Below are 22,591 nucleotides of genomic sequence, written 5' to 3' on the forward strand. Positions count from 1 at the left end.
GGCCGACGCGAAGCTCATTCTTCATGGATGAAGAATGGAGCGCCCAGGGAAGGGGTTATCGCGTCTTCGCAAAGCGCCTGGCCGCAGAGCCGTCCCGGGCTTCGACACGGCTAGCTCTGTGGCACCATGCTTCAAGGAAATCCAATGCAAGACACGACCTTCTGGTGGCGCGGCGGCGTCATCTACCAGATCTACCCGCGCAGCTTCATGGACGCGAATCATGATGGCATCGGCGACCTGGCCGGGGTCACCGAGAAGCTCGACTATGTGGCGAGCCTGGGCGTCGACGGCATCTGGCTGTCGCCCTTCTTCACCTCGCCGATGGCCGACTTCGGCTACGACGTCAGCGACTACCGCGACGTCGATCCCATGTTCGGCACCCTGGACGACTTCAAGGCGCTGCTGGCCCGCGCCCATGCGCTGGGCCTGAAGGTGATGATCGACCAGGTGATCAGCCATACCTCGGAGGCGCACCCCTGGTTCGCCGAGAGCCGCATGGACCGCAGCAACGACCGCGCCGACTGGTACGTGTGGGCCGATCCCAAGCCCGACGGCACGCCGCCCAACAACTGGCTGTCGATCTTCGGCGGCTCGGCCTGGACCTTCGACTCCCGTCGTCGCCAGTACTACCTGCACAACTTCCTGGCCAGCCAGCCGGACCTCAACTTCCACCACCCGGAGGTTCGCCAGGCCCAGCTCGACAACATGCGCTTCTGGCTCGAGCTCGGCGTCGACGGCTTCCGCCTGGACACCGTCAACTTCTACTTCCACGACGCCGAACTGCGCGACAACCCGCCGGTGCCCGCCGGCGAGGCCAAGACGCTCGGCGCCCCGGACGCCAACCCCTATACCTGGCAGCGCCACGTCCACGACCTGAGCCGCCCGGAGAACCTCGACTTCCTGCGCGACCTGCGCGCGCTGATGGACGAGTTCCCCGGCACCACCACGGTGGGCGAGATCGGTGACGACAACCCGCTGGAACGCATGGCCGAGTACACCGAGGGCCACGACAAGCTGCACATGGCCTACACCTTCGATCTGCTCAACGAGCCGCACTCGCCGGCCTATATCCGCGAGGTGATCGAGCGCTTCCAGCGCCTGGCCGGCGATGCCTGGCCGTGCTGGGCGCTGTCCAACCACGACGTGGTGCGCAGCGCCACCCGCTGGGGCGCGGACGAAGACCCCGTGGCCTACCCCAAGGTGACGCTGGCGATGGTGCTGTCGCTGCGCGGCAGCGTCTGCCTCTACCAGGGCGAGGAACTGGGCCTGCCCGAGGCCGAGGTGCCCTTCGAGCGCCTCCAGGACCCCTACGGCAAGGTGCTGTGGCCGGAGTTCAAGGGCCGCGACGGCTGCCGCACGCCGATGCCCTGGACCGCGGGCGACCAGGGTGGCTTCTCTACCGTCGAGCCCTGGCTGCCAATGGAAAGTCGCCACCTGCCGCTGGCCGTGGCGCGCCAGCAGAACCAGGCCGACTCGGTGCTGGGCGCCACCCGCCGCCTGCTGACCTTCCGCCGGGATCACCCGGCGCTGATCGACGGCGATCTCGAACTGGTCGACGTCGGCGAGGACCTGCTCGGCTTCATCCGCGAGAAGGGCGAGGAGAAGCTTCTCTGTGTCTTCAATCTCGGCGGCGAGCCCCTGAGCACGACGCTGCCGCGGTCCGGCACCCCGCTCGACGGCCACGGCTTCGATGCCGCTCTCGACGGGCACAGCCTGACGCTGCCCCCCTACCAGGCCGCCTTCATCCAGCTCGACAGTTAACCCCTACAAGAATGCCGGTCTGCGAGGTCGGCAAGGAGTCGCCAGATGGCAAGCGTGACGCTCGACAAGCTCAACAAGGTCTTCGGCCATACCCATATCATCAAGGACGTCGACCTCGAGATCGGCGACGGCGAGTTCGTGGTCTTCGTCGGCCCCTCCGGCTGCGGCAAGTCCACCCTGCTGCGGCTGATCGCCGGGCTCGAATCGATCACCGACGGCGAACTGAGGATCGCCGACGGCGTGGTCAACGACCTGCCGCCCCGCGAGCGCGGCGTGGGCATGGTGTTCCAGTCCTATGCCCTCTATCCACACATGACGGTCTTTGACAACATGGCCTTCGGCCTCAAGCTGGCCAAGACCGCCAAGGAAACCGTCGAGCAGCGGGTGATGGCCACGGCGCGCATCCTGCAGCTCGAGGAACTGCTGCACCGCAAGCCCAAGGAACTCTCCGGCGGCCAGCGCCAGCGCGTGGCCATGGGCCGTGCCATGGCTCGCGAGCCGCGCATCCTGCTGTTCGACGAGCCGCTCTCCAACCTGGACGCCTCGCTGCGGGTGCAGATGCGCAACGAGATCGCCCGCCTGCACCACCGCCTGGGCTCCACCATGGTCTACGTCACTCACGACCAGGTCGAGGCGATGACGCTGGCCGACAAGATCGTGGTGCTGCGCGACGGCCGCGTCGAGCAGGTCGGCAGCCCCCAGACCCTCTATCAGCAACCGGCGACCCGCTTCGTGGCCGGCTTCATCGGCTCGCCGACCATGAACTTCATGCCGGCCGAGCTGGTGAACAGCGACAGTGAAGGCTGCAAGGTCAAGGCCCCGGGCCTCGGCGAGCTGACCCTGCCCCAGGACGCCGGGGGCGAAGCCCGCGGCGCCGAGCTGACCCTCGGCGTGCGCCCCGAACACCTGTGCCTGGCCGAGGCCCGGGGCGACAACGCCTTCGAGATCGTCAACGTCGAGTATCTGGGCAACGAGGTCTACGTCTACCTGGAGCCCAAGGCCGGCGACACCCTGCTGATCCACCGCAGCGAGGCGCCCAGCCGCTGGGAGATCGGCCAGCGGGTGGCGCTGGTGCCGGAGCTCGAGCACGTCCACCTGTTCGACGCCGACGACCGGGCGCTGGGCCTCGCCGGGCGGCGCCAGGCGGCCTGATCCCCCCGTCCAAGAGGCGCCGGACGCCGCGCGTCCGGTGTCGCCCCACCGCTTTCCTCTCCCCATGACAATCACAACGCCGGAGAACATGCATGCCTCACTTACCGACGCCCCCCTCACGCCCCTTGCCGCCGCTGCTCAAGGGCGGCATCGGCACCCTGCTGCTCGGCGGCGCCGTCCTGGCCGCCCCCCAGGCCCTGGCCACCGAGCTCTCGATCGCCTGTGGCGCCGGCGACGCCTCCGACTACTGCCCCGAGCTCGCCCGCCAGTGGGCCGAACAGACCGGCCACAGCGTCGAGGTCATTTCCACGCCCAACGACACCACCGAGAAACTCACGCTGTTTCAGCAGCTGCTGAGCAGCCGCTCCAGCGATATCGACGTGATGATGGTCGACATCGTCTGGCCGGGCCTGCTCGACGATCACCTGCTGGACCTCTACGAGTACCTGCCGAAGACCGTCACCGACGGCCACTTCCCGGCCCTGATCGCCAACAACACCATCGACGACCGGCTGGTGGCCATGCCCTGGTACACCGATGCCGGCCTGCTCTACTACCGCAAGGACCTGCTGGAGAAACACGGCTACCCGGTGCCCGAGACCTGGCAGGCGCTCACCGAGACCGCCGCGGCGGTGCAGGCCGCCGAGCGCGAGGCCGGCAACGACGACTTCTGGGGCTACAGCTTCCAGGGGCGCGCCTACGAGGGCCTGACCTGCAACGCCCTGGAGTGGGTCGCCAGCCACGGCGGCGGCACCCTGGTCGACGAGACCGGCGAGGTGACCATCGACAACCCCCGCGCCGCCGCGGCCCTGGACCTGGCCGCCTCCTGGGTCGGCACCATCTCGCCGCAGGGCGCGCTGAACCATACCGAGGAGGAGACGCGCGGCATCTTCCAGTCCGGTAACGCGCTGTTCCTGCGCAACTGGCCCTATGTCTGGTCGCTGTCCCAGGAGGACGGCAGCGCGGTGGCCGGCAAGGTTGGCATGGCGCCGCTGCCCCACGGCCCGGAGGGCGAGTCGAAGGCCACCCTGGGCGGCTGGAACTTCGCCGCGTCACGCTACTCCGAGCACCCGGAGCTGGCCGCCGACCTGGTGGCCTACCTCACCGCGGCGCCTCAGCAGAAGGCCCATGCGGTCAAGATGGGACGCAACCCGACCATCGAGTCGCTCTACCGGGACGAGGCGGTGCTGGCCAGCAACCCGGCCATGGGCGAGCTCTACGAGACGCTGCGCCACGGCGTGGCGCGTCCGGCCGCGGTGACCGGCGAGGCCTATGCGCGGGTCTCCAATGCCTTCTTCAACATCGCCCACCTGGTGCTGGCGGGGCACCTCGAGGCCGAGGCGGGCGTGGCACAACTGTCCGACGAGCTCGAGCGGATCGGCCGGCGCGGCTGGTAAGTTTCCCCGGTCCATTCCCGGAGGGTGGCCCTCCCCTCCGGGCCCGATGCGGTGCCGCCCCTGCCCGGGGCCAGCGCGTCGCCCCGGCGGCGGGGCTGGGCCTTTTCGGGGCCGGCGGCTATGATAGACTCCTAACTAAATCGATACAGATACTCCCACTCTCCCGTTCAGGAATCGAGCCGCCCGTGTCTTCGCCTCGCCGCATCACCCTGAAGGACCTGGCCCAGCACCTCGGCGTCTCCACGGCCAGCGTCTCCAACGCCTTCAACCGTCCCGATCAGCTGTCGCCCAAGCTGCGCGAGCACATCCTCGCCGAGGCCCGGCAGCTCGGCTATCGCGGCCCGGACGCCAAGGCCCGCAGCCTGCGCACCGGGCGCTCGCAGATCGTCGCCGTGGTGCTGGCCGAGAGCCTGACCTACAGTCTCAACGACGCCGTGGCCAGCGAGCTGCTGTCGGGCATCGCCGAGGTGCTGGACGCCCATGGCCACACCCTGCTGCTGCTGTCCGGCCGCCAGGACGTGTCGCAGATGCCCGGCTCGTCGAGCATCGCCGACGGTTTCATCATCTACGGGCTGATGCCGAGCCTGCTGCTGCTCGACGAGCTGCCGCTGCCCGGCCAGCGCCCCCTGGTGGCGGTGGACTTCGACCTCGAGGGCCAGCCCACGGTGCACGTCGACGACGAGCCGGCCTGCCATGCCATCGCCGATCACGCCCTGGCCACGCCTCCCCGGCGCCCCGCGGTCATCAACCTGCGGCTCACCCGGCACCCCTGCAACGCCCGCATCGCCCCCGACCAGGAGCTGCTGCCCGCCGATCGCACCATCACCCGCTCGCGCCTGGCCGGCTTCCACCGCGCCTTCGCCGAGCACGGCATCGACCCGGCCGGGGTGCCGATGTGGAACATCGAGGAGAACACCTTCGATGTCTGCGCGCCGGTGGTCGCCGAGATCCTCGACCTGCCCGCCGAACAGCGCCCCGACCTGCTGCTGTGCATGTCCGACCGCATCGCCCTGACCGTGGTGACCCTGGCCGAGCAGCGCGGCCTGCGCATCCCGGAGGACCTGCGCATCACCGGCTTCGACGGCATCGCCGAGGGCCAGTACCGCTCGCCGCGGCTGACCACGGTACGCCAGGACAGCGTCGAGAAGGGCCGCGTCGCGGCCCGCATGATCCTCGGCCTGGAGCCGATGGCCTCCCGGCGGCTGGCCACCGAGCTGCTGGTCGGCGAGACCTGTCCCTGACCGACTTGCACCGGAATTGCATCCTCCCGGCGGCCGCTTGCGCTAGGCTGGAGCCCTTTGCCTGCCCCGACGAGAGCCCTGCCATGTCCCTCCGAGACGCCCTGCCTTCGGCCGTGTCCCGCCTCGGCATCAAGCTGTTCGTGATCATCCTGGTGGTCAACGTGGCCATCTCGGGCCTGGTGTTCATCGCCATCTCGCGCAGCCTGGACCAGGGCTTCATCGAGTACCTGGATCGCACCCAGACCCGCCGTGCCGAGACCCTGGCCAACGGGCTCGCCGAGGAGTGGGCGTGGCGCGGCGACTGGCAGTGGCTGCGCCAGTCGCCGCGGGCCTGGCACCACGTGGTGCGCCGCCAGCTGTGGCCCGGCGACGCCCCGCCGCCGGACGGCATCGAGCGCCGCCTGGGCGACCCCAAGGACTTCGTGCTCCACGATGCCGAGGGCCTGCCGGTGATCGGCCTGCCGCCGGACAACGACCTGGAGGCCGCCGAGCTGCGCTGGCTGCCCATCCTCAGCGATGGCGAACAGGTCGGCACCCTGGGCTATCGCCCGCCGCAGCAGCTGATGGCGCGCATGGATCGCATCTTCCTGAGCCAGCAGCGCCGCAACCTGGCGATCATCGTCGCCGCTTTGGGGCTGGCCTCGCTGCTGCTCGCCGGGGGGCTGTCCTGGTGGCTGGGGCGCCGGGCCCGCGGCATGACGCTGGCCACCCGCCGGCTCACCGAGGGCGACTACAGCATCCGCCTGCCCGAGCGCGGCCGCGACGAGCTGTCGAGCCTGTCGCGGGACTTCAACGTCCTGGCCGCCACCCTGGAGGCCAGCCGCGAGGCGCGCAGCCGCTGGGTCTCGGACATCGCCCACGAACTGCGCACCCCGCTCGCCGTACTGCGCGGCGAGATCGAGGCCATGCAGGACGGCATCCGCGCCCTGGACCTCGACAGCCTCGGCTCGCTGGCCCAGGAGGTCGGCCAGCTGGAACGCCTGGTGGCCGACCTGCGGCTGCTGTCGCAGAGCGACGCCGGCGCCCTCGAGGTGCAACTGGCGCCGCTGGACCTGGCCGCGAGCCTGCAGGCGCGCCTCGACGAGGCCGGCAGCTGGCTCGCCGACGCCGAGCTGACGCTGGACACCGATATCCCCGGCCCGGCCTGGATCCGCGGCGACACCCAGCGCCTGCGCCAGCTGTGGACCAACCTGCTCGACAACACCTGCGCCTACACCCAGACCCCGGGGCGGTTGCGGGTCAGCCTCAGCGCCGAGGGCGATCGCTACCGGCTGCGCTGGGAAGACAGCGCCCCCGGGGTACCGCAGGCGGAGCTGCCGCGGCTCACCGAGCGCCTCTACCGGGTCGAGGGCTCGCGCAACCGGGCCAGCGGCGGCAGCGGCCTGGGGCTGTCGATCGCCATGGCCCTGGCCCGCGCCCACGGCGCCGAGATGAGCGCCAGTGCCTCGGCGCTCGGCGGGCTATGCTGGAGCCTGACGTTTCCCGCCATCGCCGACCATCAACTCAGGGAGGAAGACGCATGAGCCCACAGGCAATCGACACCGATACCGTCCTGATCGTCGAGGACGAACCCAAGATCGCCCGCCTGGTGGCCGACTACTTGTCGGGCAGCGGCTTCTCGCCCCATCACCTGGATCACGGCGACGCCGTGCTGCCCTGGCTCGAAGACCGCGAGGCGCGCCCCGAACTGGTGCTGCTGGACCTGATGCTGCCCGGCACCGACGGCCTGACCCTGTGCCGGGAGATCCGCCAGCGCTGGCCCCGGGTGGCGATCATCATGCTCACCGCCCGGGTCGAGGAGGTCGATCGCCTGCTGGGCCTGGAGCTCGGCGCCGACGACTACATCTGCAAGCCGTTCAGCCCCCGCGAGGTGGTGGCGCGGGCGCGGGCCGTGCTACGCCGCAGCCGCGCCGCCGAGGGCCTCGGCGAGGTCGCCGACGAGCAGTCCCTGAACCTCGACGAGGAGGGCTGGCGGGCGCTGGCGGGGGGCCAGGACCTGGGGCTGACGGCCGTCGAGTTCCAGCTGCTGCGGGTGATGATGCAGTCGCCCGGCCGGATCTTCTCCCGGGAACAGCTGATGGACCACATGTACCGCGACCACCGCATCGTTTCCGAGCGCACCGTGGACAGCCACATCAAGAAGCTGCGCAAGAAGATCGCCGAGGTGTGGCCCGAGCGCGAGATCATCCGCTCGGTCTACGGCGTCGGCTACAAGTACCAGCCGGAGGAGTGAGGCGATCGCGCCCCGGGCTCGCCGCCGCCGGCGAGATCGCCTAGGCAAAGTCTGAAAACTGTCTGCGCTCGGCTATACCGCGTTAAAAATCAGCTCGAAGTCCTCATTTACACCCCGTAAACTCCGGCTTCTCGCTGCTTTTTTGCCTTGTCTAGCCTTCGCTCGCCGACTTTTCAGACAAAGCCTAGGCTGTCGCTCATCGATCAGGGAGAACCGAGATGGGCCGTCGTCACGATCCCCCGCGCTTCTGGCACGATCCGGCGCTGCCGTTCCTCGAGGCCCGCCGGGTCACGGACGGCCGTCGGGTCTGCTACGACAGGCACAGCCACGAGACCTTCTCCATCGGCGCCATCACCGGCGGCTGCAGCACCTACTGGAACCAGGGCCATGCCGAAACGGTCGCGCCGGGCACCGTGGTGGTCATGAACCCCGAGGAGGTCCATGCCTGCAACCCCATCGACGACCGCCCCTGGTCCTACGACATGCTCTACCTGGACAACCGCTGGCTAGGCGACCTGCAGCACGAGCTCGATGCCCCCGGACACCTCGACCTCCAGCTCTTCACCGCCCGCTCCAGCCGCCACCCGGCGCTGTATCGGCGCCTGGTGGCCCTCTGCGACACCCTCTTCGATCCCGCGGCCAGCCGCCTGGCCAGGGAGACCGAGGCCACCGCGCTGGTGGTCGAGATGCAGCGTCGGCTCGCCCCGCGGCTACCGGCGGCGGACGACGATCCTCATGCCCTGCGCCGTGCGGCGGACTACATCGCGGCCCACTGCACCGAGGCCATCGGCCTGGATGACATCTGTCGCGCCGCCGGGCTGTCCCGCTCCTACCTGGTCCGGCGCTTCAAGGCCCATTTCGGCCTGACGCCCCATGCCTTCCTCACCGACCGGCGCATCCGCCTCGGCCGCCACCGGCTACGGGACGGGCACCCCATCGCCGAGGTCGCGGTGGACTGTGGTTTCGCCGACCAGGCGCACTTCCAGCGCACCTTCAAGCGCCTTCAGGCCGCCACGCCGGGGCAATACGCCGCGGGTCATCGCAGCAGGTAGCAGGCACTCGCCGCCAGCAGGATGGCCATACCGCGATTGAAGCGGCGCACCCGGGCCGGGCGATCCAGGAAGCGTCCCAGGTAAGCGCCGGCATAGGCCCAGCAGCCGATCGACAGATAGCAGATCACGAAGTACAGGATCGCGAACCAGGCCACCAGGCGCGGCTCGCCCCCGGCGGCGTAGGCGCCCATGCCCGCCATCGAGGCCATCCAGGCCTTGGGATTGAGCCACTGCATGGTCGCCCCCACCCACCACGACGGTGTCGCACCAGGCACCTCTCCCGACAGGCGGCCGTCATCCGTGGCGAGACGCCAGGCCATGTAGAGCAGGAAGGCCACGCCGGCCCAGCGCACCCCATCGAGCACGCCCGGCCAGCGGACCAGCAGCTCATGCAGGCCCAGGCCGACCAGCAACAGCAGCAGGGTGAAGCCGACCGTCGCACCGGTGACATGGCGCAGGCTGGCCCGAAAGCCATGCCGGGTGCCGGCGCTCAGCGCCACCAGGTTCACCGGGCCGGGGGACAGGGAAGCCGCCAGGGCGAAGGCGGCCATGGAAAGCGACAGCGTCAGGGTCATGGGGGAGTGTCTCCTCGGTCTCTCGTTTCGATACCGGCCAGGCTAGTGGGCCACGGCAGCGGGGTATTGAACGAGATTGCTCCCGGCCGGCCCCTCGCCACGCTCGCCTCGAGCGACCTTGCGTCTTGCACCGGCTTTGCACCCTGGGTCCACGGCCCTTGCACGACGCCGGGCGACACTGCAAGCGTCAACCCAAGGCCACAAGGACTGCCCGAGATGAAGACGACACGCCTGACCCGCCAGCTGTTCGCCCCCGCCCTGCTCGCCGCCGCCATCGCGCCCGTGGCGCTCTCGGCCGCTGCCGCCCCCGGCCAGGGCGAGCCCCATGCCTCCCCGACCCATCATGCCGAGCGGCGCGCGGCCGTCTTCGAGCGTGCCGGCATCGACGCCGAGACCCGCGAGGCCCTCGCGGCGGCCGAGCAGGAGCATCGTGAGGCCATGCGCGAACTGCGCGAGGACTACCGCGAGCAGATCGACGACATCCTCGGCGACGAGCAACGCGCGGCCCTGGACGAGGCCCGCCGGGAACTGCGCGAGGAGCATCGCGCCGAGCGCCGAGAGGCCATCGAGGCGCGCGTCGATACGCTGATCGACGGCTGGGACCTCGAGGCCGATACCCGCCAGTCCCTCGACGAATTGCGCCAGTCCTTCATGCAGGAGGCCCAGGCGCTGAAGGCGCAGTCCTTCGACTCCCGCGACGCTCGCCGCCAGGCCTGGCAGGACCTGCGCGAGGAGCATCGGGCGGGACTGGCCGAGCTGCTCACCGACGAGCAGCTCGCCGAGCTGGGCCAGGCGATGCGCCCGCCCCATGACGGTCGCGGACACCCTGGGGGCCCCGGCCACCATCACGGCGCCAAGCCGCACGGTGGCCCCGATCAGGCGCCCCCCGCCGCGGAATGACCCGACACCCTCCCTCGCCCTCGACGCCCGGCCCCGGCCGGGCGTCGTCGCGTCCGAATCCTCAGTTTACTTCGTGATACACGCCACAGGCGGGCCTCCGGGTTGCAGCCTTACGAGGAGGTGCGTATTTTATTTGAACGTTCATTTAAAAAAAGAGTCGCCTCCGGCGGCATGGAGTCTTGCGAATGTCGGATAACACCGCCCTCCCCGCACGACGGGACAGGATCAACCGCACGGTCTTCCACGGCAGCGTGGCAGGCATCCTGGTGTTCCTGGTGCTGACCATGACGTTCACCGAGGAGGCCGGCGCCTTTTTCGACGCCGGCCTGGCCTGGGTGAATGACACCTTCGGCTGGTACTACATGCTGGCCGCCGTGGCCTACCTGGTCTTCGTCGTCGCCATCGGCTGCTCGCGGGTCGGCAACATCCGCCTGGGCCCGGACCACGCGCGTCCCGAGTTCTCGCTGGTGTCCTGGGCCTCGATGCTGTTCGCCGCCGGCATCGGCATCGACCTGCTGTTCTTCTGCGTGGCCGAGCCGCTGTCCCACTACCTGGCACCGCCGGACATGGCGCCGGAGAGTGCGGCGGCGATGCGTGCCGCCGTGCCCCAGACCTTCCTCCACTGGGGGCTCTCCGGCTGGGGCATGTACGTGCTGATGGGCATGGCGCTGGCCTACTTCAGCTACCGCCACCGCCTGCCGCTGGCCATCCGCAGCGCCCTCTACCCGCTGCTCGGCTCGCGCATCAACGGTCCGATCGGCAATGCCGTGGACATCACCGCGGTGATCTCCACCGTGTTCGGCATCGCCACCAGCCTCGGCATCGGCGTGATGCAGCTGAACTACGGCCTGACCTTCATGTTCGGCGTGCCCGAGAGCCTGGCGACCCAGGTGGTGCTGATCGTGCTGGTGGTGATACTGGCCACCATCTCGGTGGTGACCGGGGTCGAGAAGGGCATCCGCCGGCTGTCCGAGTTCAACATGGCGCTGGCCGCCGCCCTGCTGGTGTTCGTGCTCTTCCAGGGCGACACCCTGCACCTGCTCGACGCCCTGGTGCTCAACGCCGGTGACTATCTCAGCGGCTTCGTCGGCAACAGCTTCGACACCTACGCCTTCGAAGGCGCCGACGCCCAGCAGTGGAAGGGCTGGTGGACCATCTTCTTCTGGGGCTGGTGGATCGCCTGGACGCCCTTCGTCGGCCTGTTCCTGGCGCGCATCTCGCGCGGGCGCACCATCCGCGAGTTCGTGCTCGGCGCCCTGCTGCTGCCGCTCGGCTTCATGATGGCCTGGATGTCGATCTTCGGTAACAGCGGCATCGAGATGGTCGCCAACCAGGGGGTCGCCGCGCTGGGCGAGCAGGCACTCAACTCGCCGCAGACCACCATCTACACCTTCCTCGAGCAGTATCCCTACATCGGCATCACCGCCTCGGTGGTGACCCTCCTGGGCATCGTGTTCTTCATCACCTCCGCCGACTCCGGCGCCCTGGTGCTAGCCAACTTCACCTCCATCCTCTCGGACGTGAACCACGACGCCCCGATCCGCCTGCGCATCTTCTGGTCAGCGGCCATCGGCCTGGTGACCGTGGCGCTGCTGATGGCCGGCGGCCTGTCGGCGCTGCAGAGTGCGGTGGTGATCACCGCCCTGCCCTTCTCGCTGGTGATCTTCGCCATCATGGCCGGCATGAGCCGCGCCCTGAAGCTCGAAAGCACCAAGGCCGACGCCCGCCGCCAGGTCAGCGGCACCGCCCCCGGCGGCGACTGGCGGGAGCGCCTCGACCGCGCCCTGGACACCTCCAACCGCGCCGGCGCCGCCGCCACCGTGGAACACGCCATTCGCCCGGCCCTGCGCCAGTTCGCCGAGGAGCTCGAGCAGCGCGGCCAGCAGGCCTCGGTGACCGAGGAGGAGGTCGAGGGCGAGCCGCTGCGCCAGCTGACCCTGCAGGTGGACTTCGACGATGCCGCCAGCTTCGTCTACCAGGTGCGGGCGCATCGCCTGCGCACCCCGAGCTTCCTGCCGGTGGACGACGACTACTACGTGCGCCTCGACGTCTATCTCAACGAGGGCGGGCTGGACAAGGACCTCAACGGCTATACCCGCGGCCAGGTGATCGGCGACGTGCTCTCCGAATACGAGCGTCACCTGCACTTCCTGGTGCTGGCCGACCAGGACGTCGGCCACGTCCAGGCGATGCCGGGCTCGGTGGGCGAACCGCCCCAGGACCTCAACCCGGCCTGAGGCACGCCAAGCCCTGAATGACAGCGGCGACCCGACGGGTCGCCGCTGTCGTGGGTAGCGACACGTCCCGGGCATATCGCCCATGTCGCCACCCGGCAGATGGTCTATACCTGATTCCAGGCCATGACTGCCGGAGACAGCGTCATGCAACGCCCCACCGAACCGCCGAGCGACGGGCGCCTGGTCGAGGTGCCCGTCAGCCTGCTCGAGAACGGCATGTACATCGCCGCCCTCGATCGCCCCTGGATGGTGCCGCCGCACCTGTTGACGCGGGGCCGATCCGACCTGCGCCGGCTGCGCAGCTACTGCCGTTCGGTCTATGTCGACCCCCAGCGCTCCCGGCCGCAGGTACAGACGATCCTGTCCGCCCTGCAGAGCCCGCCGGACCTCGCCGAGCTCGTGCCCATGCGCGATGCGCGACGACAGCCCCCGATCGCCGCGCCCCACGACTCCCGCGAGGTGCGCCACGCCGCGCAGCTGTACCGCAAGACCCAGCGCACCCTGCAGCGCCTGATGCGCGACGAGCATGACTGGTATCGGCGCCTGCCGACCCTGCAGCGGGAGATCGGCCGGCTCATCGCCTCCCTGGAGACGGTCCCCGACACCCTGGTCTGGCTGACGCGCCTCAAGCACCGGGTCGCCTATCGGCTGGAGCACGGCCTCAACGTCGCCATTCTCGCCATGGCCTTCGGCCGGCATCTGGGCCACACGCGTCCACGGCTCGAGGAGCTGGGGCTCGCCGGGCTGCTGCACGACGTGGGCAAGATGCGCCTCGACCAGGCGATACTCGACAAGCCCGGCCCGCTCACCGAGGAGGAATTCGCCCACGTCCAGGGCCATGTGCGGCATGGCTACGCCATGCTCGAGCACGACCCGCACCTGCCCACCGCGGTCAAGCTCGCCTGCCGGGACTACCACGAGCGCCTCGACGGCAGCGGTTACCCCCGGGGCAAGCCGGCCAGGGACATCGGCGAGGCCGCCCGGATACTGGCCATCGTCGACACCTACGACGCCATCGGCAGCGACCGCGTCTACAGCCCGGCGCGACCGGCGACCGAGGCCCTGTGGATCCTCCACCAGGGCCGGCATCGCCTCTTCGATGGGCGGCTGGTCGACCGCTTCATCGACTGGACCGGCCCCTACCCGCTCGGCACCCTGGTCGAGCTCAACAACGGCATGGTCGGCATCGTGGTCGCGCAGGCCCCCGATCAGCCGCTCCGGCCGCAGGTACTGGTGCGGCTGGACGAACGCAAGGCCGCGATGCCCACGACCCTGGTCGACCTCGCCGGGACGCCCCCGGGCGGCTTCCCGCTCTCGGTGGAGCAGGCACTGCCGCCGGGCGCCTACGGGGTCGAGCTGGAGGACCTGCCGCTGCCCGGAGGATGACCGGACCATGACCCGCGACACGGCGCCCGACTGGCGGGTAGAGCGATGGCTGAACGGCCCGGGGCAGCTGTTCCTGTCGGACCTGCACGGCCGGGTGGTGCTGCTGCATGCCTTCCAGATGCTGTGCCCGGGCTGCGTGCTGCATGGCCTGCCCCAGGTCCAGCGCGTCGCCCGGGCCTTCGCGGATGCCCCGCTGAGCGTGCTCGGCCTGCACTGCGTCTTCGAGCACCATGCGGCGATGCGCCCGGAGGCGCTGGCCGTCTTCCTCGAGGAGTTCCGGATCGACTTCCCGGTGGCCATCGATGCCCCCGGCCGGGACGGCGACCCACGCCCCCTCACCATGCGCGCCTATGCCCTCGAGGGCACGCCCAGCACGCTGCTGTATGATGGGCATGGACGATTGAGGCGCCGGATCTTCGGCATCGAGGATGACCTGCTGCTCGGCGCGGAGCTGGGTGCCCTGCTCCGCGAGACGGAGCTCGCGGCCGACAGCGCCGGACGATAGCGCCTCCCATCCATCCTCCCGGAGAGCCTGATGCCCACGACCACGCCCCCCGAGCCTCACCCCCCATCGACCATCCGCTACTACCACGCCCATCTCTACTACCGCGACGCCGCCGGCCTGGCCGAGGCGCGGCGGGTCGCCGAGGCGGCCGCCGCGCGCTTCGACATCCGGGTGGGGCGCTTCCACGAGCGTCCGGTGGGGCCCCATCCGCTGTGGAGCTGCCAGCTGTCCTTCGCCCCGGCGGTCTTCGCCGAGCTGGTGCCCTGGCTGGCGCTGAATCGCGGCGAGCTGGACGTCTTCGTGCACCTGGGCACCGACGACGACCTGTTCGACCATACCCAGGGCGCGATGTGGCTGGGCCACAGCCACCCCCTGGACCTGAGCGCCTTCGGCGCCTGAGCGAACGCGTAAGCGCGAGGGGGCGCGACTCAGGTCGCGCCCCCTGGTGCGTCGGGATGGCGGGCGGTCAGAAGAAACCGAGCGGGTTGCTGTCGTAGCTGACCAGCAGGTTCTTGGTCTGCTGGTAGTGCTCGAGGGCCAGCTTGTGGGTCTCGCGGCCGACCCCGGACTTCTTGTAGCCGCCGAAGGCGGCGTGGGCCGGGTACTGGTGGTAGCAGTTGGTCCACACCCGGCCGGCCTGGATGCCGCGCCCCATGCGGAAGGCCACGTTCATGTCGCGGCTCCACACCCCGGCGCCGAGGCCGAACTCGGTGTCGTTGGCGATCGCCAGCGCCTCTTCCTCGTCCCGGAAGGTGGTCACGCCCACCACCGGACCGAAGATCTCTTCCTGGAAGACGCGCATCTTGTTGTGCCCCTTGAGCAGGGTCGGCTGGATGTAATAGCCGTTGTCGTAGGCCGGGTCGAAGCTCTCCTTGCCGCCGCCGGTCAGGAACTCGGCGCCCTCCTCCCGGGCCACGTCCATGTAGGACATGATCTTGTCGAACTGCTCCTGGCTGGCCTGGGCGCCGACCTGGACCTCGGTGTCCAGGGGGTTGCCGCGCTTGATCGCCCGGGTGCGCTCGATCACCCTGGCCATGAAATCGTCGTACATCGACTCCTGGATCAGCGCCCGCGACGGGCAGGTGCAGACCTCGCCCTGGTTGAGGAAGGCCAGCACCAGCCCTTCGACGGCCTTGTCGATGAACTCGGGCTCGGCGTTCATGATGTCGGCGAAGTAGATGTTCGGCGACTTGCCGCCGAGCTCCACGGTGGAGGGAATGATGTTCTCCGCGGCGCACTTGAGGATGTGCGAGCCCACCGGCGTGGAGCCGGTGAAGGCGATCTTGGCGATGCGCTTGCTGGTCGCCAGCGCCTGGCCGACCTCCTCGCCGTAGCCGTTGACGACGTTGACCACCCCGGGCGGCAGCAGGTCGCCGATCAGCTCCATCACCTTGAGGATCGAGGCCGGGGTCTGCTCGGCGGGCTTGAGCACCACGCAGTTGCCGGCGGCCAGCGCCGGGGCCAGCTTCCAGGTGGCCATCAGGATCGGGAAGTTCCAGGGGATGATCTGCCCCACCACGCCGAGCGGCTCGTGGAAGTGGTAGGCCACGGTGTTGGCGTCGATGTCCGCGGCCGTGCCCTCCTGGGCGCGAATGCAGCCGGCGAAGTAGCGGAAGTGGTCCACCGCCAGCGGCAGGTCGGCGTTGAGGGTCTCGCGCACCGCCTTGCCGTTGTCCCAGGTCTCGGCGACGGCCAGCATCTCGATGTTGTCCTCGATGCGCTGGGCGATCTTGAGCAAAAGGTTGCTGCGCTCTGTGGCCGAGGTCTTGCCCCAGGCCGGCGCCGCGGCATGGGCGGCGTCCAGGGCCTTGTCGATGTCCTCGGCGGTGGAGCGGGGGATCTCGCAGAACGCCTCGCCGTTGACCGGGCTGACGTTGTCGAAGTACCGGCCCTTCACCGGGGCGACGAACTCGCCGCCGATGTAGTTGCCGTAGCGCGGCTCGAAGCTGGCGACGGCATCGGGGCTTCCGGGATTGGCGTAGATCATGGCGTGCCTCCTGCTGTTGTGGTTATGTGAGTACCCACCCAGTCTTGGCCAGCGCCGGCGCGTGGGACATACTGCGGAGGCAGGAGAATGCCTCCTCCTTCGGTAGGAGAGAGGGCGTCGCGATCCAAGGAGCCATGCATGTACACCCTGATGGTGGCCGACGACCATCCGCTGTTTCGCGAGGCCATCGGCGGCGCGATACGCGCCGGCTTGCCCGATTGCCGACTGCTGGAGGCCGACAGCCTGGGCACCGCCCTGGCGCTGGCCGCGGACGAGGAGGAGCTCGACCTGCTGCTGCTCGACCTGGGGCTCCCCGATGCCGAGGGCATGGCCGGACTCGAACGGCTGCGCGAGGCGCATCCCACCCTGCCGGTGGTGGTGGTCTCCGCCGAGAGCGGACGCGCCACCGTCCTCGAGGCCATCGGCCTGGGCGCGGTGGGCTACATTCCCAAGTCCACGCCCCGCGAGGCCCTGGTCGCGGCCCTGGAGCGGGTGCTGGCGGGCCAGGTCTACCTGCCGCCGGACGTCATGCGCCGGCCGCCCTCGCCACGCACCGAGCCCGCCATGCCCTCGTCGCCGCCCACGACGCCGGGGGCCACTTCCCCGCTCGACGCCCTCACCGACAAGCAGCTCGAGGTGCTCGACCGCCTGGTGCGCGGCGACGCCAACAAGGTGATCGCCCGCGACCTCGAGATCGCCGAGACCACCGTCAAGACCCACGTCTCGGCCATCCTGCGCAAGCTCGACGTCGACACCCGGATCCAGGCCGTCCTCGCCGCCGACCGCGACGAGCTCGCCGCCCAGCTGGCCCTCCGTCAGCGCCGGGCGTGACGCTCGCGCCGGTGGGCCAGGAGTACCCGCAGACGCAGCGGCTTGACCGGCTTGAGCAGGCAATCATAGCCACGCTCACGCGCCCGCTGCTTGAGCTCGCCGTCGTGGTTGGCGGTGATCAGCACCACGCCAAGACCCGGCTGGCCCGCGCATAGCCGGTCCGCCACGGCGAGCCCATCGGGATCCCCCGGGGCCAGGTGATAGTCCACCAGCAGCATGTCGGCGCCTTCCCGGCGGCTCAGCGCCTCCAGTACGGCCGGCGTCGACGCGCAACGCACTCGACAGCCCCAGCCTTCCAGCAGCGCCGCCATGCCGTCGAGGATCGCCGGATCGTCGTCGAGCACCCAGAGGCGCATCCCGGCCAGGCCCTCCGCGCCGGGTGGTGGGTCGGGCTGGGCCGGCGCCTCCCGTTGCCGCCCGTAGGGCACCCGGATCGAGAACAGCGCTCCCCGCCCCGGGTGCGAGACGAGGCCCAGCGGATGGTCGAGCATGGTGGCGATGCGATCGACGATCGCCAGGCCCAGCCCGAGGCCACGATCCGCGCCCTCGGGGCGTGCCACGGCGCGGCGGAACTCGAGGAAGATCGCCGCCTGCTGGTCCGCGTCGATGCCCGGCCCGGTGTCGCCGACCAGAATCTCGAGGCCATCGGGGCGGCGCCGGCAGCCCAGCAGCAGGCGGCCCCGCTCGGTGTAGCGCACCGCGTTGGTGAGGAAGTTGCGCACCACCCGGGCGAGCAGCGACAGGTCGGAGCGAACCACCGCCGAGCTCGGCACGTAGCACAGCGACAGCCCCCGGGCACCGGCCAGCTGGCGATATTCCTCGGCGAGCACGTCGAGCAGCTCGGCGACCGGAAAGGCGACCACGTCCGGGGTGAGCACCCCGGCATCCAAGCGCGAGATGTCCACCAGGGTCCCCAGCAGGGCCTCGACGTCCTTGAGCGAGCGGCCGATGTGGCCGACCAGCCGAGCGCCCTCCTCGGGCAGCGGCTGGTCGGCCAGGGCGCTGGCGAACAGTCGGGCGGCATTGAGGGGCTGCAGCAGGTCGTGGCTCACCGCCGCCAGGAAGCGGGTCTTGGAGCGGTTGGCCGCCTCCGCCTCGGCCCTGGCCTCCTCCAGGCGAGCGTTGGCCTCGCCCAGGGCGTCGAGAGTGCGATGCAGGCTGTCGGTGCGCTCGCGGACCTGCTCGGCCAGCAGCACCGCGTGCTCGAAGGCACCATAGGGGGCGCCGCCGGCCATGCCGGCGGACTCCACCCGCTCGATCAGCGCGCCGCAGATGCGCCGCAGACGGGCATTCTCCTCCGCCAGCGCCCGTTCGCGCTCGTTGGCGGGCTCGAAGGCCGGCGGCTCAGCCCCGAGATCCAATCGCCACTCCGGTGAAGGTCTGGTTGATGTGCATCCCCTGGTGCTGCTCGCCGTAGGTGTTGAAGCCCACCACCCGGGCCTCGGCCAGTAGCCGCGAGGCGGCGTCCACCCGGCCGCGCGCCTCCAGCTCCAGACGCCGCAGGAAGCAGTCGCAGCCGAGGATCAGCGCCGGCGGGCCGAGGCGCCGTTCCAGGCCCTCCAGCACCCCGGCCAGCTCCTCGAGCATCGGGGCCGGCCGCATGGCGGTCAGCACGATGCCGTTCTCCACCGCGCAGTAGAAACGCAGGCCGCCGTCGTCATCGACCCGCTGGATCGAGCGCACATAGTGGGCCTCGCCGATGCGCACCGCCAGCGGATGGCGGGCGAAGACCTCGGCATCCAGCGCCTCCACCGGCCGTCCCACCAGGCGCGCGTACTCCTCGGCGGCGGGCGCGGCATTGAGTTCCAGGACCCGCCGCCGCTCGCGGTCCACCGCGGTGACCACCAGCTTCTCGCGCCGCGGGCGCAGGTGGTGGGTGGTGAAGACCTCGAAGGGCCGACGACTGGCGACCATCACCACCACCGCCGAGGCACTATGAAAGGCGCCATCGGCATAGACATGGGTGTGGCTCAGCCGATTGTCGTCGCCGGCGGAGCCGCCGAAGCTGGGAATTCCCCCGAGTGCCGCCTCGAGGGTCGCCAGCACTTGCTCCTCGCTGCTGGACAGGCCATCCAGCAGCGTGAGCACGAAGGGCCGGGCGTCCTCGGGGGGCGCCTGGCGGCGGCAGTCGGCGAGCAGGCCATCGACCAGCCGCTGTGCCTGGGGCAGCGCGAAGGCCTCGAGGTCGTCGATCCGCGCGCAGGCGATGGCGAAATCGCCGTGATCGAAGCCGATGGCCACGATGCAGCCGCGACCGTAGCCCGCCGGGGTGATCTCCCCGGCGGTGGTGCAGCCGGCCAGCGGGACCTTCGCGAAGGCGCGCTCCAGGGCCTCACCAAGGGCCGCCAGCGGGTAATCGGCGCTGCAGAAGAACAGCACGAAGCCGAGCTCCGGTCCGGCCAGCGCCGCGGCCAGCTCGGCGGCGGCGCACTCGGGGTCGGCGCTGTCACTGGCGGCCGTCCGCGGTGAGGCAAGGACAGGCGGCGGCGCATGGGCATCGGACATGACGGTCTCCGGCGACGTTGCTCGCAGTGTAGGCGCCGACCGGCCACGCCCCAAGTCCAGGGGCCGACGACCGGTGGGCCCGCCTCAGGATCTCTCGGCCTCGCGCTCCAGGAGCTCGAGGGTCTCGGCCAGCCGCTCGTGCAACCGCGCCAGCGTCTCCTCGCCGCCCGCCAGTCGATCGTCCCGGGCGGCGCGCTCGAGGCGGGTCGCCAGGCCGGCGACCTTGACCGCGCCGAGGGTGGCCGACTCGCCCTTGAGCTGGTGGGCCAGGCGCTGGGCCGAGGACGCCTCGCCGCTCGCCAGCGCCTCCGCCAGGGCCTCGAGGCACGCTCGGGCGTCGTGGCGATACCTCGCCACCAGCGCCACCAGCCCTGGGCCGCCCAGGCTGTCCTGCAGGTCACGCAGGATCTCGGCGTCCACCAGTTGCGTCTCCCCGATCGCCCGGGCGGAACGCCCCGTCGAGGCCGCCGCGACGCCGGGGGGCGCCGACAGATGACGATGCAGCACCTTGAGCAGCGACGCCTGCAGCAGCGGCTTGGCCAGGTAGCCGGTCATTCCGGCGGCCAGACAGCGGGCCTGATCCCCCATCGGTCCCCCCGCGGTCATCGCCACGATCGGCACCTCCGAAAGCCAGCCGCCGCCGGCGCGAATCCGTCGGGTGACCTCCAGCCCGTCCAGGTCCGGCATCTGCACGTCCATGAAGATCAGGTCGAAGCGCTCCTCCGCGACGCTCTCCAGGGCCTCGGCGCCGGAGCTCGCCAGGCTGGGACGACACCCCAGCTTGGTCAGCATCGCCAGGGCCACCTGCTGGTTGACCGGATTGTCCTCGACCACCAGCAGGCGGGCCTCGCCCAGAGACGGCGCGGCGCGGTGGACGGGGTCTTCCTCGTCGTCGTCGATGGCCGTCGTGGCCTCGACGAGCGGCAGGCGAAACCAGCTTCGGCAGCCTTCCCCGGGCCGGCTGTCGACGCCGATCTCGCCGCCCAGTGCCTCCACCAGCCGCTTGCTGATCGCCAGCCCCAGGCCGCTGCCGCCGAAGCGGCGCGCCGTGCCGGGATCGCCCTGATGGAAGGGCTCGAACAGCCGCGGCTGCTTGTCGAGCGAGATGCCGCAGCCGGTATCGACCACCGCCATGCGCAGCGTCTGTTCGCCGTCTCGGGCGACCTCGATGCGCACGCCGCCCTCCTCGGTAAACTTGACGGCATTGGACAGCAGGTTCAGCAGCACCTGGCGCAGCCGCCCGGGATCGCTGACGATGCGCGGCGGCAGCGACGGGTCCAGGTCGATCTCGAGCCACAGCCCGCGCGCCCCGGCCTGGGGGCGAAACAACGATACCGCGCCGTTCACCAGGTCGCTCAATGACAGCGCCCGGGCCTCCAGCTCCAGGCGACCGGCCTCGATCTTGGAGAAATCCAGGATGTCATTGATCAGCTCCATCAGGCGGCGAGCACTCTCGTGGATGGTATCGGCATAGTGGCGGGCCTGGTCGGGCAGCGGCTGCTCCACCAGCAGGTCGCTCATGCCGATCACCCCGTTGAGGGGGGTGCGAATCTCGTGACTGACCGTGGCCAGGAACTCCGACTTGGCCTGGCTCGCCGACTCGGCGCGGCGTGCGGTGGTCTCCAGCTCGACGCTGAGCCCCTCCAGGGCGCGACGAGCGGCGGCGTTGTCGCGCGCCTCCCGCACCAGGAAGGCCACCACCAGCATGGCCGCCACGCTCATGCCCATGATCAGCGCCAGCAACAGGCCGTAGAGCCATTGCAGGCGCTCCCGCTCCTGGGTCTCGGCCTGGGCCAGATGGCCGTTGATGGTGATGATCAGGCGTTCCGCCGGCCCATCGAGCTCCCCCAGGCGCTGGATCAGCGCCTTGCGGGAGGCATCGTCCAAGGTGTCCAGGTGGCGCAGGTGCGCATCCAGTGCCTCCAGGTGCGCCTCGATCTCGTCGACCAGGCGGTCGGTGCCGGGAATGCCGCGAATGAGCTCGGTGACCTCGCCGCCGCGCATCAGCGTCAAGCGGCTGTAGAGCAGCTCGAAGCGCAGCCGCACCTGGTCGAGCACCTCGGGGCCCGGCTCGCTGAGGGCCAGGTAGCTGCGCAGCTCGACGGCGTCGCGGTCGAGCTTGTAGGCATGCCAGACGGTGTCCTCGCCGACCCGCCAGACCAGGCTGTCCTGCCGCCAGGCGACCAGCCCGACCACCAGGATGGCGGCGACGAACAGCAGCAGGGTCGCGATGACGCCGAACTTGAGACGCAGCGGATAGTGGCGCACCAGGCCTCTCCTCGGCGATCAGTGGACCTGGATGCGGCTCACCTGCCACACCGAGCGGAAGCGTATCGCCTCGGTGAGCAGCTCGGGGCGGGCATCGAAGGGATAGAGCACGAACAGGGGACCGAAGCGGCGTATCGGCATGATCTCGCCGTTGCGCTTCATCGCCAGGATGACGCCATAGCGGGAAAAGTCGCTGACCGGCACCTCGGCCTCGAAGCCGTTGAGGGCCACCACCCGGACCCAGTCGCCCCGGGCTCCCACCGCCTCGAGCAGCGCCTGGGCCAGCGGCCCCTCGAAGCGGCCCCTCCGCTCGTGCCAGGGCGTGCGGGTCTCGATGGTCCGCGACGGCAGGGCCTCGAGCATGGCGCGATCGAAGCGCGCCACGCCATCGCCGTTGGTGCGCGTGATATCACCGCTGACGGTCAACAGGATGGGGCCTTGGGGGTCGGCGAGTGGCGCCGAATGCGCCACGCCCGCCGCGACCAGGCAGGTCAGCAGGCCGAGGAACAGGATCGGGAGGCGTCGGACGCGCATGCTTGGGCTCCGCTTTGGCAGTCTCGT

At 70.2% G+C, this 22,591-nt stretch carries 19 protein-coding genes; 13 read left to right on the forward strand and 6 right to left on the reverse strand.

Annotated elements, in window-relative coordinates; translation table 11 throughout:
• Positions 1-144 precede the first annotated feature (144 nt).
• The 7 genes from ACXAFN_RS03835 to ACXAFN_RS03865 all read left to right on the forward strand — a co-directional run bounded on the left by ACXAFN_RS03835 (position 145) and on the right by ACXAFN_RS03865 (position 8,836).
• A complete protein-coding gene (locus tag ACXAFN_RS03835) occupies positions 145-1,761 on the forward strand; it encodes an alpha-glucosidase family protein (protein ID WP_474986319.1) in 1,617 nt (538 codons plus the stop codon).
• Positions 1,762-1,806: 45 nt separating this feature from the next.
• A complete protein-coding gene (locus tag ACXAFN_RS03840) occupies positions 1,807-2,913 on the forward strand; it encodes an ABC transporter ATP-binding protein (RefSeq protein ID WP_474986320.1) in 1,107 nt (368 codons plus the stop codon).
• 92 nt (positions 2,914-3,005) lie between these two features.
• Entirely contained in the window at positions 3,006-4,310 is a 1,305-nt protein-coding gene (locus ACXAFN_RS03845; RefSeq protein ID WP_474986321.1) for an ABC transporter substrate-binding protein, read from the forward strand.
• Positions 4,311-4,495: 185 nt separating this feature from the next.
• Positions 4,496-5,551: a LacI family DNA-binding transcriptional regulator gene (locus ACXAFN_RS03850; protein ID WP_474986323.1), complete on the forward strand. Its 1,056-nt coding sequence runs from the start codon at positions 4,496-4,498 to the stop codon at positions 5,549-5,551.
• Between the two features lie 83 nt (positions 5,552-5,634).
• Positions 5,635-7,074 carry an ATP-binding protein gene (locus tag ACXAFN_RS03855; protein ID WP_474986325.1) on the forward strand — a complete coding sequence of 480 codons (1,440 nt, stop codon included), beginning with the start codon at positions 5,635-5,637 and terminating at the stop codon, positions 7,072-7,074.
• On the forward strand, positions 7,071-7,784 hold the full coding sequence (locus ACXAFN_RS03860; protein ID WP_474986327.1) for a response regulator: 714 nt from the start codon (positions 7,071-7,073) through the stop codon (positions 7,782-7,784). The genes ACXAFN_RS03855 and ACXAFN_RS03860 overlap by 4 nt, the downstream gene beginning before the upstream one ends.
• Before the next feature lie 218 nt (positions 7,785-8,002).
• Complete coding sequence (locus ACXAFN_RS03865) at positions 8,003-8,836, forward strand: AraC family transcriptional regulator (RefSeq protein WP_474986328.1); 834 nt, start codon at positions 8,003-8,005, stop codon at positions 8,834-8,836.
• Here the strand turns inward: ACXAFN_RS03865 and ACXAFN_RS03870 are convergent.
• Complete coding sequence (locus ACXAFN_RS03870; RefSeq protein ID WP_474986330.1) at positions 8,821-9,411, reverse strand: LysE family translocator; 591 nt, start codon at positions 9,409-9,411, stop codon at positions 8,821-8,823. The two genes, ACXAFN_RS03865 and ACXAFN_RS03870, sit on opposite strands and share 16 nt — an antisense overlap.
• Before the next feature lie 216 nt (positions 9,412-9,627).
• Between ACXAFN_RS03870 and ACXAFN_RS03875 the strand changes: the two genes are divergently transcribed.
• The 5 genes from ACXAFN_RS03875 (at position 9,628) to ACXAFN_RS03895 (ending at position 14,838) form a co-directional block, all read left to right on the forward strand.
• Positions 9,628-10,311 (forward strand): Spy/CpxP family protein refolding chaperone, encoded by a 684-nt coding sequence (locus ACXAFN_RS03875; protein ID WP_474986332.1) that lies wholly within the window; start codon positions 9,628-9,630, stop codon positions 10,309-10,311.
• Between the two features lie 185 nt (positions 10,312-10,496).
• The gene (betT, locus tag ACXAFN_RS03880; RefSeq protein WP_474986334.1) at positions 10,497-12,548 is read left to right on the forward strand and encodes a choline BCCT transporter BetT; all 2,052 of its coding nucleotides are present in this window, start codon (positions 10,497-10,499) and stop codon (positions 12,546-12,548) included.
• Positions 12,549-12,692: 144 nt separating this feature from the next.
• Positions 12,693-13,934 (forward strand): HD-GYP domain-containing protein, encoded by a 1,242-nt coding sequence (locus ACXAFN_RS03885; protein ID WP_474986335.1) that lies wholly within the window; start codon positions 12,693-12,695, stop codon positions 13,932-13,934.
• A gap of 7 nt (positions 13,935-13,941) precedes the next feature.
• Positions 13,942-14,439: a TlpA disulfide reductase family protein gene (locus ACXAFN_RS03890; RefSeq protein ID WP_474986337.1), complete on the forward strand. Its 498-nt coding sequence runs from the start codon at positions 13,942-13,944 to the stop codon at positions 14,437-14,439.
• A gap of 30 nt (positions 14,440-14,469) precedes the next feature.
• Entirely contained in the window at positions 14,470-14,838 is a 369-nt protein-coding gene (locus ACXAFN_RS03895) for a DOPA 4,5-dioxygenase family protein (protein WP_474986339.1), read from the forward strand.
• 67 nt (positions 14,839-14,905) lie between these two features.
• Here ACXAFN_RS03895 and exaC read toward each other — a convergent pair whose 3' ends face one another.
• Positions 14,906-16,426 carry an acetaldehyde dehydrogenase ExaC gene (exaC, locus tag ACXAFN_RS03900; protein WP_474986341.1) on the reverse strand — a complete coding sequence of 507 codons (1,521 nt, stop codon included), beginning with the start codon at positions 16,424-16,426 and terminating at the stop codon, positions 14,906-14,908.
• 138 nt (positions 16,427-16,564) lie between these two features.
• Here exaC and ACXAFN_RS03905 point away from each other — a divergent pair, with 138 nt between their 5' ends.
• Complete coding sequence (locus ACXAFN_RS03905; RefSeq protein ID WP_474986343.1) at positions 16,565-17,257, forward strand: response regulator; 693 nt, start codon at positions 16,565-16,567, stop codon at positions 17,255-17,257.
• On the opposite strand, the gene ACXAFN_RS03910 is transcribed toward ACXAFN_RS03905, so the two are convergent.
• From ACXAFN_RS03910 to ACXAFN_RS03925, 4 genes are all read right to left on the reverse strand, one after another.
• Positions 17,242-18,618 carry a sensor histidine kinase gene (locus ACXAFN_RS03910; protein ID WP_474986344.1) on the reverse strand — a complete coding sequence of 459 codons (1,377 nt, stop codon included), beginning with the start codon at positions 18,616-18,618 and terminating at the stop codon, positions 17,242-17,244. The two genes, ACXAFN_RS03905 and ACXAFN_RS03910, sit on opposite strands and share 16 nt — an antisense overlap.
• Positions 18,602-19,762, reverse strand: a complete 1,161-nt coding sequence (nosP, locus tag ACXAFN_RS03915; protein WP_474986346.1) for a nitric oxide-sensing protein NosP — start codon at positions 19,760-19,762, stop codon at positions 18,602-18,604. The genes ACXAFN_RS03910 and nosP overlap by 17 nt, the downstream gene beginning before the upstream one ends.
• An 84-nt stretch (positions 19,763-19,846) precedes the next feature.
• Positions 19,847-22,030 (reverse strand): ATP-binding protein, encoded by a 2,184-nt coding sequence (locus ACXAFN_RS03920; RefSeq protein ID WP_474986348.1) that lies wholly within the window; start codon positions 22,028-22,030, stop codon positions 19,847-19,849.
• An 18-nt stretch (positions 22,031-22,048) separates the two neighbouring features.
• Positions 22,049-22,564 carry a putative pterin-binding protein gene (locus tag ACXAFN_RS03925; protein ID WP_474986349.1) on the reverse strand — a complete coding sequence of 172 codons (516 nt, stop codon included), beginning with the start codon at positions 22,562-22,564 and terminating at the stop codon, positions 22,049-22,051.
• Positions 22,565-22,591 lie beyond the last annotated feature (27 nt).

This window comes from Halomonas sp. ABH4_019, from assembly GCF_056159885.1.